The sequence below is a fragment of the Ancylomarina euxina genome (assembly GCF_003863355.1).
GTDB lineage: Bacteria > Bacteroidota > Bacteroidia > Bacteroidales > Marinifilaceae > Ancylomarina > Ancylomarina euxinus.
In genome coordinates this window covers 191,710-205,623 of sequence record NZ_QQWG01000007.1, presented here as the reverse complement: position 1 = coordinate 205,623, position 13,914 = coordinate 191,710, and the positions used below count along the sequence as shown (strand labels likewise).

Annotated in this window: 12 protein-coding genes; 7 read left to right on the top strand and 5 right to left on the bottom strand. The window is 35.6% G+C overall.

The window, feature by feature from the left end:
• From DWB61_RS09275 to DWB61_RS09255, 5 genes are all read left to right on the top strand, one after another.
• Positions 1-933: reverse transcriptase domain-containing protein (locus DWB61_RS09275; RefSeq protein WP_125030624.1), on the top strand; the 933-nt coding region annotated here is incomplete at its 5' end.
• A gap of 712 nt (positions 934-1,645) precedes the next feature.
• Positions 1,646-2,965 (top strand): AAA family ATPase, encoded by a 1,320-nt coding sequence (locus DWB61_RS09270; RefSeq protein WP_125030623.1) that lies wholly within the window; start codon positions 1,646-1,648, stop codon positions 2,963-2,965.
• Entirely contained in the window at positions 2,946-3,581 is a 636-nt protein-coding gene (locus DWB61_RS09265; protein WP_125030622.1) for an RloB family protein, read from the top strand. Before DWB61_RS09270 ends, DWB61_RS09265 begins: the two co-directional genes overlap by 20 nt.
• 629 nt (positions 3,582-4,210) lie before the next feature.
• The gene (locus DWB61_RS17780) at positions 4,211-4,855 is read left to right on the top strand and encodes a PQLLE family protein (RefSeq protein ID WP_225423371.1); all 645 of its coding nucleotides are present in this window, start codon (positions 4,211-4,213) and stop codon (positions 4,853-4,855) included.
• A 225-nt stretch (positions 4,856-5,080) separates the two neighbouring features.
• Positions 5,081-5,719 carry a class I SAM-dependent methyltransferase gene (locus tag DWB61_RS09255; protein WP_125030621.1) on the top strand — a complete coding sequence of 213 codons (639 nt, stop codon included), beginning with the start codon at positions 5,081-5,083 and terminating at the stop codon, positions 5,717-5,719.
• Between the two features lie 16 nt (positions 5,720-5,735).
• On the opposite strand, the gene DWB61_RS09250 is transcribed toward DWB61_RS09255, so the two are convergent.
• A complete protein-coding gene (locus tag DWB61_RS09250) occupies positions 5,736-7,154 on the bottom strand; it encodes an SDR family oxidoreductase (RefSeq protein WP_125030620.1) in 1,419 nt (472 codons plus the stop codon).
• 240 nt (positions 7,155-7,394) lie between these two features.
• Here DWB61_RS09250 and DWB61_RS09245 point away from each other — a divergent pair, with 240 nt between their 5' ends.
• Together DWB61_RS09245 and DWB61_RS09240 are read left to right on the top strand one after the other, a co-directional pair.
• Complete coding sequence (locus DWB61_RS09245; RefSeq protein ID WP_125030619.1) at positions 7,395-8,363, top strand: NAD(P)H-dependent flavin oxidoreductase; 969 nt, start codon at positions 7,395-7,397, stop codon at positions 8,361-8,363.
• Positions 8,364-8,729: 366 nt separating this feature from the next.
• Positions 8,730-9,014, top strand: a complete 285-nt coding sequence (locus tag DWB61_RS09240; RefSeq protein ID WP_197091171.1) for a hypothetical protein — start codon at positions 8,730-8,732, stop codon at positions 9,012-9,014.
• A gap of 140 nt (positions 9,015-9,154) precedes the next feature.
• Here the strand turns inward: DWB61_RS09240 and DWB61_RS09235 are convergent, their stop codons facing one another.
• From DWB61_RS09235 to DWB61_RS09220, 4 genes are read right to left on the bottom strand one after another with little or no spacing between them, the layout of a single operon-like run.
• Positions 9,155-10,657, bottom strand: coding sequence for a TolC family protein (locus DWB61_RS09235; protein WP_125030617.1), 1,503 nt, complete (start codon positions 10,655-10,657; stop codon positions 9,155-9,157).
• Between the two features lie 22 nt (positions 10,658-10,679).
• Positions 10,680-11,399, bottom strand: a complete 720-nt coding sequence (locus tag DWB61_RS09230; RefSeq protein ID WP_125030616.1) for an ABC transporter ATP-binding protein — start codon at positions 11,397-11,399, stop codon at positions 10,680-10,682.
• Positions 11,400-11,411: 12 nt separating this feature from the next.
• On the bottom strand, positions 11,412-12,650 hold the full coding sequence (locus DWB61_RS09225; protein WP_125030615.1) for an ABC transporter permease: 1,239 nt from the start codon (positions 12,648-12,650) through the stop codon (positions 11,412-11,414).
• Positions 12,651-12,708: 58 nt separating this feature from the next.
• On the bottom strand, positions 12,709-13,914 hold the full coding sequence (locus tag DWB61_RS09220) for an efflux RND transporter periplasmic adaptor subunit (RefSeq protein WP_125030614.1): 1,206 nt from the start codon (positions 13,912-13,914) through the stop codon (positions 12,709-12,711).

Below are 13,914 nucleotides of genomic sequence, written 5' to 3'. Positions count from 1 at the left end.
CATCAGGCTAGTACCTATGTAAATGAGGGTCGGTCTGTCGTCGTTGATATGGATATGAAAAGTTTCTTCGATGAAGTAAACCATGATCGATTGATGAGACGTTTATCAAGTCGCATAAAGGATCGTGCCTTGTTGTTATTAATACGTCGCTATCTACAAAGTGGAATTATGGTCGATGGCTTAGTATCACAACGCATTAAAGGGACCCCTCAGGGAAGTCCACTATCTCCACTATTATCTAATATAGTTTTAGACGAATTAGATAAGGAACTTGAAAGACGAGGTCATCACTTTGTTAGATATGCCGATGATTTTAGCATTTTTGTTCGCAGCCCAAAGGCAGGCGAGAGAGTGAAGAAATCTATCAGCGCATATCTCATAGCTAAATTAAAACTGAGAGTTAATGAAGACAAGAGTGTTGTTTGTATGAGTCATCAAACAAAATTTCTAGCTTATACCATCCAAACTACAGGATGTTTAACGATTGCCAGTAGTAGTGTGAAGCGACTAAAAGGAAAAGTTCGAAAACTTTGTAGGCGTAATAGAGCAGTGAGTTTAGAAACCCTAGTTTCAGATTTACGACCTGTACTGCGAGGTTGGTTGAATTACTTCAAGTATGCTTCTTGCTCACGCTTGCTCAGAAATTTAGATGCATGGATTCGTCGAAAATTACGATGTTTCCGATTAAAGCAATGCAAACGAACCATTGGCATTAAACGCTTCCTAACCAAGTTAGGCGTTAAAAGTTGGCAAAGCTGGATTTTAGCCCTATCAGGAAAAGGATGGTGGCGATTATCAGGTTGTCCTCAAGCTCATCAGGCTATGAATCTACAATGGTTCATAGATTTAGGATTATATAATATGTCAGTTATCTATAAACAGTTCAAACATTATTCGAAACCGCCGTGTACGAGAGTACGCACGGTGGTGTGAGAGAGCGGGGGAGTAATCCCCCTACCTACTCGATTTGTTTTCCCACTGATGGCGCAGATAATCGCAGATTTTTGGGTTGTTAACAAGAAATCCCAAGGGGATTACATATTTATAGAGATCGTGTTTTATTTATTTGCGACTCCTTTGGAGTCGAATGAAAGGCTTACATGTGATCTTATAGATGTAAGAATCCTTTGGATTCAAAATTTGTGAGCCTAAATCATTGTAATTTTTGCTTTTATTCGTTGCCAATATTTCGATTGAAAATGAAATTTTTTGATGCAGATTTTAATGATTAAAATAGGATTGATGTCCAAACTTAAGATCATAAAGAAACTATCTTTAATCAGCATCTGAATTTTACGATCTTGTGTTATCATGTCCCGATGACTATAAAGTAGATTCCACATAATGCTGCAATCCAATTACGATATCCTGACGGCGTAGAGTACCTGTCAGAGTTTCATATTGACTGCAACCTTGTGGAGAGTGGCTTTCTGGTTTTATATTATACTTGTCATTGCGAACTTGAACGATGAAGGAATCTCTTCGCAAAAGAATTTCACTTAATTGAGCGCTTTATCCTAATAATCTTCTTTTTTGCCTTAATTCATTTATTACTTAGTTATTGAAAAAAACACACAATAGTGTTGATTTTGGTGTTTTTATGCTTTAATTTGTAATTGATTTACAAAAATGAAAGTAAAATACAATGCTAGCTAGTTTTTCAGTACAAAATTTTCGATCCGTTAAGGATAAAGTCACATTATCATTTGAAGCAGCCAAGTCAGATGATTTGGAGGATTATTATATTTTAGAACCCAAAAAAGGCGTTCGTTTATTAAAGTTAGGATTGATTTATGGCGCAAATGCTTCGGGTAAAACGAATCTTCTAAAAGCTCTTGATTTTCTCAGAGATTTAATATTGGAACCTGTTGATAAAAAAACAGAGACAATTAATGTCAGTCCTTTTTTATTTTCATCAAAAACACCAAACGAAAATACAATATTGAGTATCGAATTTTTTCAAGAGGGAATTAAATATCTATACGATTTAGAAGTAAATAAGAATACTGTTGTTAGTGAAGAGTTAAGATTTTATAATCCCAATAAGGCATTAGTTTTTAAGAGAATTACTGATGTAGAAAAGCAATTGACAATCATTAATTTTGGAGGTAAAATAGATATTAATAAATCACATAAATTAACTCTAGAAGCGAATACTTTGTGGAATAATACGGTTTTAGGCGGCTTTTTAAAAACCAATATAGAATCAACAGAATTACAGAATGTAATTAATTGGTTTCGAAGCAAATTGAAACCAATAGTACATCCGAAATCTAACTTGTTTGATTATGTTTCTAATAAATTAGATTCAAATGTAATTGATAAGCGAACCATACTTGAAGTGTTGAAGAAAGCTGACTTTAATATTTCAGATATTGTAGTAGATGTAAATGAACAAGAGGTAACACCTGAATTTGTAGATCTTGTATCAAAAAGGTTAATGATCTCTGACTCTGAATTAAATAAGCTGAAATTAGAAAAAAAAATAACAACAAAGGAATTGTTATTTGAACATGTAGTTAATGGTACTGATAAGTATCATCTTTCATTTGATGATGAATCTGCAGGAACTCAGCGTTATTATGAATTTGGTGGTTTGTTAGATATGTTGATTAATAATGAAATAATATTTCCAATTGATGAATTTGAATCTTCTTTACACCCTGACTTATTAAAGCATTTCCTTTTAAGCTTTTTGACTAATTCTAAAAAATCACAATTGATTGCGACGACTCATCTTCGTGAATTACTGATGGAAAAAAATATTTTCAGAAATGATGCGATTTGGTTTACTGAAAAGATAGAGGATGGTAGTACCGATTTATTTTCTTTAGATGATTTTGATTCTTCTGTAATTCGGGATACGAGTTCTGTTTACAATGCTTACAAAGTTGGAAAACTGGGTGCCACACCAAACTTGAGTGATTACTATTTAGATATCGAAGATGACGAGACAGAGAAATAGCCGACAGTTAAAAGGAGAAGGAAAAAAGGTTTATGGAATAATTGTAGACGGTCAAACTGAAAAGTGGTATTTGCAACTTCTCACTCAGCAAGAGAATCTTAAGAATATTCAAATAAAACCAGATTTGGTGACTAAGGCAAAGTTAATAGACCAATATAACCTAGTGATTGAAGCTGAGAAACATTACGATAAAGTCATATGGATTGTTGACTTAGATGTGATTTTGAAAGAAGAAGCTGAGAAAAAAGAAGGCGGGAATTCTCCACTTCAGGAGTTCAATAGTTATTATAAAAAATTGAACGCTATGCAAAATGTTGAAGTTTTGATAAATACGCCTTGTTTGGAGTATTGGTATTTATTGCATATTAAGGATACAAGTGATTTCTATACTTTATATAAAGAAATGCTTGTGGAGTTACGTAATGAACCAATTGAGCATTATAAGAAAACGGAGAAGTATTATAAATCTGGAACAAATATCTATTCTCGATTGAAGCCAAACCTTAGCGTAGCTTATGAAAGAGCAAAAGCTTTAGGGCAATATGATCCTGAAAATCCGCGGACGGCAAAGGCTGAAATATACCGATTGTTTGAAATTCTGAATATAGAACTATAACTAAATAGAATATGCAAAAGGCTGAGCCACCCGCTCAGCCTTTTTTTTGCCCCAAACCGAGTATTTCCCCACCAAAGCTCAATTTACAATCACACTAGCAGCATAAAACCTTTAAAAGGCAAGGGGGGAGCCCCAAAGCTCAGGGAAATGTCTCCCAAGTGCAATAAAATGTCACGCAAGTGAGGGGAATTGCCTCAAACCGCGGGGAAACCACAGATGAACGCGATAAATTCATCCAAAAGTGAGGGGAATCGCTCAAAACGACAGGATGGCAGAGGAAAGCCGGGGGAACTACTCAAAAGCCGGGGGAACCGCGCCAAAATGACATTGATTTGTGAAAAATGGATTTTTAGCGAAGTAAATACCAAAAACATGATAAGTATCATAAAAAAAATACTGAATAGGATTTGATTTTTAGAGAATAGACTCATAATTTCATTATGGCAATTAAAAATAATATTTCGAATTCAATTAATTAGTAAAGAAGAAAAATAAATGGCACGTTTTTTATCTGCTTCAAGTTTAGTTATATAGGGTTTGCTTTATTTGTTATTCGTTTTTACTTTCTGTGTTTAAATTTAACAATAGCTCTAGGTTGAGTTGAAAAAGAGCGTTTAAAAAGTCATGTTATGAAAGAAAGTTATTTAAGAGAACTGGAAAAAGGACGATTATTAGTCTACGGTGTTTCGGCTGATGAATCTATTAAGGAGCGTATTAAACTGATTTATCCCGCAGAGCGCATAGAAGTGGGTAAGTTGCTTTATACGAAAAGTAAAACAGCCTTCGAAGTTCAAGATACCGAACGAATTGAATCGAGTCAGGCAACTCGGATTTTTAATGATTCATACACGATGCTTCACGATAAGCTGATTCAGATTCGTAAGGTGGGTCGGTATTTTTTTAAAAACGATCTTGAGTTAACAACCCTTTTGCGATTAAATAAGGACGTGCCAACTGCATACCCTGAGTGGAAAGCATTGGCCGATGATACTGTAAATGCCATTATTACACATGAAGCAATTCAGGAAAAACTGACATTGGCAGCTTTAACACCAGAGGTAATTACAGCAATGCAAGCAGATTTAACTATGGTAGATGATTTAAAACTGAAGGCTGAAAAAGAGGATGGCGAAGCTCAGCAAGCAACCACTCAAAAACAAGAGTATTATGTCGAATTTATGGCTTATTGCTCAGATTTACGTGCCTGTCTCGATTTATTTTACGAAGGTAACGAACGTCAAAAACTAGAAGTTTTGGGAATAGTCGTTAAATAAATAGAACGCTAGTTATTTTAAAATGCCACTTGAATATTCGAGTGGCATTTTTATTGTCAGTTATGTATATAAAAACCATAAATTACTGCCGCATATAGCATATCGATTCTTTAGTTTAGAGCTTGTGCCCAGATAGATTGTGTCCTATTTAGTTATGCTACACGCCCTTTTTTCTTACTTTTGATCCACAAGAAAAAATACAAACTCTCAAGAGTAACTCCTATAATGACTAATCAGTTTGAAAACAATGCCATTCGTGGACCGATAAATTCGTGGTTGCTTAAGGTCATGTCTACTTATATGCATTATAAGTTTGGCGATATCAAAAACGCCATGTTCAAAGATCATCCGCAGACAGTTGTTGAGATTGGATCGGGAACGGGTGAAAATATGCGTTACCTGAGAAAAGGGACTCATCTTATTGCGATTGAGCCCAATGTACATATGCACGAAAGTCTAGAGAAAGCCGCCGAAAAATATGGCATTCATCTGGAGATTCGTTCGTTAATTGGTGAGGCAATTGATTTGGATGATGAATCCTGTGAATTCGTGGTGAGTACGCTTGTACTTTGTACGGTTAAGGATTTGGAAGAATGTCTGCAACAGATAAAAAGAATATTGAAACCTTCTGGGAAATTTGTTTTTATTGAGCATGTTAAAGCCAGAGAGAATTCAGTCCTAGGGATGATTCAAAACTTGATTCACAAACCTTGGCACTGGTGTTTCGAAGGTTGCCATACCAACAGAGATATTCAGCCTTATATTGAATCTGCAGGATTCTCTGATCTACGAGTTGAAACTTATAATCTGTATTCTCCTATTGTTCCCATCATCCCCCAGATTAGAGGTGTTGCTATCAAATAAGAATAGTTAAGTATCGCTATTTTCGTACTAATTTATTAAGCATCCCTTTAAAAATTAAACCATGAAATGGGTAAACAATATACCAATATAGCCTACCAGATAGGCCAATAGGTCTGTATGTTGCTGTTTGGATGAGTTTACCGTCTTTTAGTTTAAATTCTAACCAAGCTTCACCAGGAATTTTCATTTCTGCAAACAAGAGTAATCTCCCTTCTGTTTTGTTGGCGTATAACACCCGCCAAAAGTCAATAGCATCACCAGCAGTTAGTTCTTCTTCGTTGGTTCGTCCTCTTCTTAAACCAACACCACCAGCCAAACGATCTAAGTAGCCTCTGAATTGCCATAATCTGTTGGCATAATACCAGCCCGTATTACCACCTATACGCCATATCCTGTCCAGACATTGTTGTCTGTCGGTATAAACTCGGCTTCGTTTATCAGTCAGGCAACCAAAGCGTGGTACATTAACGAAATCCGAAATTTTAATGTTGAGTCTACCACTAATCAAAGAGTCTTTCCAGCTTGAAATCACCTCATTACTTTCAATCTTAAGAAAAGCATTCGATAAAGCTTCTTCATAAGATAGGGGTGTAATCCCGAGAATTTTATTGAGTTTATGATTCCTGCAAATCACTTCTATTTTCATGCTATTAACCAAAGCAATGGCTAATTTGTATGAAGTAGTTGTAACAAAATAAAGCCAATATGACGAAAGGTGAGGCGTCATGACTGGAACAATAATGATTCTGCGTTTTAAATTTCTTACTTTGGCGTATACTAGTAACATATCCTTATACGAAAGAATATCAGGGCCACCAATATCGAAATCTTGATTGTATGTTTGTGTATTGAACAAGCTTTTTGAGAGAAAATTAATAACATCTCTTATGGCAATAGGCTGACATTTCGTTTTTAACCATTTAGGGGTGATCATAATGGGGAGTTTTTCAACCAAGTCACGAATGATTTCGAAGGAGGCACTTCCAGAACCTATAATAATTCCTGCACGCAATGTTGTCAGATTGTATTTACCCTTACTTAATTCTAATTCAACATTTTGTCTTGATTTTAAATGTTTTGATAAAATTGATTCATTGATTATTCCACTGAGATAAATAACCTGCAACGCTTGCGTTAGTTCAATTGCTTGCCTAAAATTTGAAGCAGACTTCTTTTCTAAAATTTCGTAGTCACTAGATGAAGACATGGAATGAACCAAATAATAAGCAGCATCAATATCTTTTGGAATACGTGCTAAGGAGGCTGAGTCTAATAAATCAACTTGTATAACTTCGATATGGGGTAAGAGTGATTGAGGTGGGGTAAAGCGTTTTAGATCACGAACGCAACAAACAACCCTATGCCCATTCTCAATCAGAATAGGTAGGAGTCTTTTGCCAATATAACCTGTTGCCCCAGTGAGTAGAATTTTCACGTTATTTTGTCTTTGTTAAATATTTTTGATTTTAAAATACCAGTATTCAAGATACTATTATTTCAAGGAGTATCCTAAAGTGTTCTTTGTGAAAGTTATGATGCTCTAGATGGGGTAAATATTAAAAATCTGAATCATTCCGTTTTGAATAGGTTCATTAGAATTCAATTTTTCAACTTGAATATTCCTTATCATTTACAATAATTGATTAAATTGAAACTGCTTTCTAAAAGGACTAAGATGAACATACCAGAATTAAAATCGAGTTTGACATTGCCCATTATTGTAGCACCCATGTTCCTGGTTTCAGGAACTGACCTGGTAATTGAATCATGTAAAAAAGGCGTGTTGGGAACTTTCCCTTCCTTAAACGGAAGAACAGTACAAGATTTTGAGCGTATGTTGATTGAAATAACCGATGCCTTAGAATACTTCAAATTAGAAACCGGAATTGAACCTGCTCCTTTTGCTGTTAATTTAATTGTCAATAAAACAAACCCCAGACTTATCCCGGATTTAAAGCTTTGCATCAAGTATAAAGTCCCTTTGGTGATCACATCATTGGGGGCATCCAAAGATGTAGTTGATTCCATTCACCAATATGGTGGTTTGGTTTTTCACGATATTATAAAAAGGAGACATGCCGAAAAAGCGATTGAGGTAGGTGTTGATGGCATTATTGCTGTTGCCGCAGGAGCAGGAGGGCACGCAGGCACAGCAAACCCATTTGCACTGCTTGATGAAATCAGATCTTTTTATAAGGGCCCTCTAGTTCTGGCTGGAGCGATTAACGGGGGGAAAGACATCTTAGCAGCCCAAGATATGGGAGCCGATTTTGCTTATATGGGTACACGATTTATTGCTACAGATGAAAGTCTGGCAGCTAGTGCGTATAAAGCTTCTTTAGTTAATTCTCATATCGATGACGTTATCTATACGGATGCTGTTTCGGGTGTTTATGGCAATTTCTTAAAATCCAGTATCGAAAAGGCTGGTATTGATCTTAGCCAAAAGAAAGAAGAAGACTTCTCTGAACTTTCTGCACAAAACGATAAAGCCTGGAAAGATATTTGGTCTGCGGGGCATGGTGTTACAGGCATTAAGTCCATCACTACAGTTAGTCATCTACTTGATGAAATTATAGAAGAATACAAAGAAGCTCTCATTCAAAATTCAGAAAAGCTAAAAAAACTCAATATTACACAATGAATTCATGGATATCTTTATTCTGGTTTTGGGTGAGCTTTCTGAACTCATTCCTATCATGTTTGGGTAATATGTGATCCTATATGTCCAGTAATCGAATACCTATTTCAGAAATTAATTCCATTTAACAGTCAGGTTTCAGAATATGTTGCGACTATTTATTTAAAGATCAAAATAAATAATTTGACATATAATCTTGTTTGTGAAAATAACTTTAATCTAATATTATGTATTTTTTGTTTGTCATTCTAATTTTCATAAATTTGATACTCGTAATCATAAAACGAACATGAACTTTGAAATATGGGATAAGAATTTGACCTGACTAATCCCCAAAATAAGGTAAGGCAGAATTTTAAATTTAATATGATGAGTGAACAAACAATTCAGATTGTTGATACTAGAAGTAATGGAATAGGAACTGCAGGTTTTGTATTGGCATTACTAACCTTATTTTTAGGATGGATTCCTTTTATTGGCTGGGTTATGTGGCTATTAGGACTCATTTTTAGTGCTATGGGTATTTCAAAAGCTAAAAAGATAAATAAAGGAATGGGCTTATCTGTTGCAGGTTTGGTTATTAGTTTAATAGGAGTTATAATGATTTTTCTAGTTGCAGGTACTTTAGCCACTATTGTTGGTTTGTCAATGTAGAATTCTGTACCAATTCTGATAATTTATAAAAGAGTATTATTTTTAATAAATAATACTCTTTTGTCAACTGTATGTCTAGTCCTAGAATAAATTGATTTTCTGTCAACTTATTCTAGGATGATTCACTTCTTTCAAAAGATTTAATAAATCACATCCTGATTTTTTTCGAAATCGTAAAAGGTTTTACGCATAAGGTCAGCCAATTTTAGTTTGTAATCAATAAAAGCTCTTAGGTGTGATTCGTTGGTTTTGTCCAAACGTTCACGATCAAGTGCCAATGTTTGACTATCGATATCACCATTTGAGAATCTGTTTTGTGATATGGCAAAACTTTTTTCAGCTATCACTTTGTTCTTTTTCAATAGCTCTAATCGCCTTAGAGTACTGTGTACTTCATTTACGGTTCTTATAACCTGACTTTCTATTTCGACAGTTTGTGCTTCTTGCTGGTAAACACTTTGTCTGATTTGTGCTTTTACGGCTTTTACACGCGATCGGTTTTCCCCCCAATCGAGAATAGGAATTTTTAGCTTTAACAGGACACCAAAGTTTGCAGGTCTGTCTTGTAGAGTTCCCCATGTTCCGTTAATGGCACCTCCCAAACTCTTATTGATATCATACTTATCCATTCCAACAAAATCATAATAGGCTTCTAAATCTCCCGATATGGTTCCTTTCGATTTAATGCGTTTTAACTCAATATTGGTTAGATCGATCTGTAGTTGCTGTTCTTTTAGTTCTAATCTGTTTTCCAATGCCTTTTTCAAAGCAATCTTAATATCAATTTCTATGGGGTCGTAATCAAAATTACTTTCCAACTCAATGTTTTCAGACAATGGAAGGCCTAAAACTTGCTTAAACACATTTAGTTGTGTAGAATGGTTTACTGTTGCAAGGTCGTATGCGTTTTTTGCTTCTCCTAAATCGACTTCCATCTGCAAGGCTTCAACTTCTCTAATTAGACCCGCTTTGTATTTGTTTTGAGCAATTTCATAAGCTTTCGAAAGTCGATCCATAGACATTTTAGTAATGCTCATATGTTCTTTTGAAGCATTCAGATCGTAAAAGGCTTTACTTACTCTATAGATCAAATCCAGTTCATTTCTTTTTAATCGTTTGCTGGTTAAATCGTAATTCAAACGGGCTTTCTCATATTCAGATTTTATTGAGTTGTAAGCGTATAGAGACTGAATAGGTTGTGTTAATCCGATTCGGGTCTGTAGTTTCATGAATTTTTCATCCTGATCGTAATCATCGGTATTGTATATGCCTGAGCGAACAAATAGGCGTCCATCAGTAGGTAAGGGTTGATCGATGGTCAGATTTCCAGAGTAGGACAGTTGTTTATTCGAAAAATAAGTCATGCCTTCTGTATCCTGAAAATCAATAATTGATTCTGAGTAATTCGGAGCTGTTATATCCATATTAATATGAGTCTTGAAAGAACTGTTTGCTGCTTTTAGGTCATATTGAGCTGCATTTAAGCCCTCTTTTAACATCAGCATCGTGTAGCTCTGATCTTTTGCAATTCTAATACTGGTTTCCAAATCCAGTTTCATAACTAGAGTCTCTTGAGCTTTAAGTGTAATGCAGAAGGAGAAAAATAGTAGTAATATGGCTGTTATTCTTTGTATGTGTATCATATTTTTGCTCTTTTTGAACGGCTTATACTTGGGTTAGAATAGTTTTGTTAGGGCTGATGATTGTTGTGTTGAGTGCATCTTTTGTAATGAGTCCGTCGCGAATGATAATGCCCCGATCAGCTTGTTCAGCAATTTCGGGTTCGTGGGTAATTAGAATTATGGTATTGCCTTCCTGGTGTAATTCTTTAAAAATCTCCATAATTTCGAATCCTGTTTTAGTATCGAGATTTCCTGTAGGTTCATCAGCAAGTATAATCCCAGGATTGGTAACCAAAGCACGTGCTATGGCTACTCGTTGTCTTTGTCCACCCGATAATTCATTAGGTTTGTGATTCATCCTGTTTTCCAGACCCAATCTTTTCAGTGCCTTTTTTGCGAGATCTTTCCTAAGGTGTTTTTCAACGCCTGAATAGATTAGGGGTAACTCGACATTTTGCAAGGCATCCAACTTGGGTAGAAGGTTAAAGGTCTGGAAAATGAATCCAATTTTTTGATTTCGAATTTCAGAGAGTTCATCATCTGTTCGAGATGAAATATCTATAGAATCGAAGAGGTATTGTCCTGAACTAGGTGTATCCAAACATCCCAGTATATTCATAAGCGTTGACTTACCAGAACCCGATGGTCCCATGATGGATACAAATTCGTTGGTCGAGATGTTGAGATTGACGCCTCGTAGAGCTTCAACCTCCATTTCTCCCATGATATATTTTTTTCTTAAGTCTTTAATTTCGATTAGCATGATTCAGGAGATTTATTCGTAACGAATGGATTCAATAGGACTCAAACGGGCTGCTTTTCGTGCTGGCAAATAGCCAAAAGTAACACCTACAAGTACTGAAAATAAAAAGGCTATAAGAACTGAGTATAGCGTAACACTCGTTGTAATGGCAGTGGATAATGAGATGGTAATGGAGAGAGTTAAGCCTAAAATAACGCCAATAACTCCACCTGTAATACTTAGTACCAGTGATTCGGTGATGAATTGTGAAAGAATGTCGTCTTTTTTAGCGCCAATGGCTCTACGTACACCAATTTCTCTGGTTCGTTCCATTACTGTGGCAAGCATGATGTTCATAATACCAATACCGCCTACCAATAATGAAATGGCAGCAATCGACCCCAGGAGAATATTATAAATACGTCGTTCTTTTTCTTCCTGTTTCAATAATTCAATGGGGATTACAATACTGAAATCCTTATTGTTGAAATGATGACGATTGATTAAGTTTTCAACAATATTTGATATTTGGCTAATATTCTCAGAGCCTTCTAGTTTTATCGTTATTTGTTTTAATTCGCTTGAAAGTAATTTTTCTTTTTCGAATCGTTTGTGAAAGGTAGAAAGCGGGATGTAGATATCGGAATTTAAATCCCGGGAAGCCAGTTCACCAACTGTTTCTGTAAAAAGTGATTTGCTATTCAACACACCAATCACTTCCAGCCATTGGTCATCAACTTTAATGCTCTGTCCTATAGGATCGTCAACAGTGAAAAATTTTGAAGCGATATCTGTCCCAATCACGCAAACCTTTAATTGTCTGTTTTGGTGATCTTTATTAACAAAACTCCCACTTTCGGTTGTGTAGTTGAGAATTTCTGAATAGCTGGGCGTCACACCAATAAGAGTTGCTTTAATGGATTTGTCCTGGTATTTAACATCGGCTTTTTTTTCTGCTTGTGGGGCTAAGTCAACAATCTGAGGAACAATATCCTTAATAGCCTGTGCATCCTTGAGAGATAAGCCCGGAGAAAATTTGGCCCTCACACTTTCCAATTCCTTATCAGAAAGATCCATGTCACGAATGATAATATTGTTGACACCTAATTGTTGGTATTTCTTGATGGCCTCCCGTTTGGCACCCTCTCCAATGGATAGCATGGCTATGACGGAAGCTACGCCGAATATGATACCCAGCATGGTCAGGAAGGATCTGAACTTGTGCTCTCTCAAACCGTTAAAGGCAGCTTGTACGTTTTCTTCTAATTGCATAAAGATTCTGTTATTTTGACAATTAATTGGGATGTTTCAATGATATGATCTTAAGGGTTTAAGCCTCTTGTTCACTTTTTGGTTTTTTCTTTCTGTTGGCCTGAAGTAAGGCTTGTCCCTCTATTTGTTCGCCAAGGATAACCGTGTAGTTATTGTTAGAAGAGCCAACTTTAACTTCTCGTTTTTTACCCTTTTCTGGAAAAATGTAGTATTTACCCTTTTCGCGTAGCAAACAATCGTTATGCACATACATCACATTTTGATAATCGGCATAAAGAATCTGACAACTTACTGTCATTCCCGGCTTTAATCGTTCATCATTATTAATGATTGTGATTTCAGCATCGAACACCTTAATTTTGCTGTCTTTCTCTTTTGGTTTACTGAGTTTGCCTAAGGAGCTAATTTTACCATCAAATACGACTTCAGGCAGGGCGTCTAATCTAACCTTAACCTTTTGTCCTAATCGCACTTTTTTATAATCAAGTTCATTGATACTGGTTTTCACCTTCATCGAATTGATATCTGGAACTAGGGCAAAAGACTGATTTAAGAATATTTCATCACCAATCTTATAATTCTGTTTGGATCTTCTGTTTTCCTTGAGTTGTACAATACCGTTTATTGGACTGACAATATCCAGTTTTTTGACGGCGATGTAGGCTTGCTCAATATCCAGTTTAATTTGATTAACCTTCAGCTTTTGAATTTTAATCTGATTTTCTTTTATGATTTTTTGGCGTTGAATATTTCGAATCGCTTTGGTTCGATTAATTTGAACCTGTTCAAATTCAAGTTGCTTGATATTTCTTTTTCGTGGCGACTCAAATTTAAAGGTTTCCAACTCGAGTTTTTTTAGTTCGTAATTAGCCTGTTCTTCTTCAAGGGCTATTTCTAAACTTTGTACTTGATTATCCTGCTCAATGATCTGTTTGTTTAAATTGGCTTGCTCCAGATTGTATTGCGTCTCAAGTTCAATGATTCTTTTACGAACTGTTGCTTCGTCAATTTTAGCAATCTTTTCACCAATCTTTATCAGGGTACCATTATCAACCAAATCAACAATCTTAAATTGCCAGCCATACCTAAATCCGATAGATGGCATGTTGATACTGACTGCATTAATGGCTAATAACTCACCCGTTTCTGTTATCGAAGCTTTAAAACTTCCCTTTTGGATTTGAAATTCTGAGTCTTTATTATTCTTGCTGCAGGAAATGAAGAATAGCATTCCCGCCAGTAATAGGATTTTTACTTTTTCCAT

Excerpts from the sequence above, each read along its gene's own strand:
- DWB61_RS09270 (WP_125030623.1), top strand. The coding sequence starts at position 1,646 with ATGCTAGCTAGTTTTTCAGTACAAAATTTTCGATCCGTTAAGGATAAA.
- DWB61_RS09265 (WP_125030622.1), top strand. The coding sequence starts at position 2,946 with ATGACGAGACAGAGAAATAGCCGACAGTTAAAAGGAGAAGGAAAAAAG.
- DWB61_RS17780 (WP_225423371.1), top strand. The coding sequence starts at position 4,211 with ATGAAAGAAAGTTATTTAAGAGAACTGGAAAAAGGACGATTATTAGTC.
- DWB61_RS09255 (WP_125030621.1), top strand. The coding sequence starts at position 5,081 with ATGACTAATCAGTTTGAAAACAATGCCATTCGTGGACCGATAAATTCG.
- DWB61_RS09245 (WP_125030619.1), top strand. The coding sequence starts at position 7,395 with ATGAACATACCAGAATTAAAATCGAGTTTGACATTGCCCATTATTGTA.
- DWB61_RS09240 (WP_197091171.1), top strand. The coding sequence starts at position 8,730 with ATGAGTGAACAAACAATTCAGATTGTTGATACTAGAAGTAATGGAATA.
- DWB61_RS09235 (WP_125030617.1), bottom strand. The coding sequence starts at position 10,657 with ATGATACACATACAAAGAATAACAGCCATATTACTACTATTTTTCTCC.
- DWB61_RS09230 (WP_125030616.1), bottom strand. The coding sequence starts at position 11,399 with ATGCTAATCGAAATTAAAGACTTAAGAAAAAAATATATCATGGGAGAA.
- DWB61_RS09225 (WP_125030615.1), bottom strand. The coding sequence starts at position 12,650 with ATGCAATTAGAAGAAAACGTACAAGCTGCCTTTAACGGTTTGAGAGAG.
- DWB61_RS09220 (WP_125030614.1), bottom strand. The coding sequence starts at position 13,914 with ATGGAAAAAGTAAAAATCCTATTACTGGCGGGAATGCTATTCTTCATT.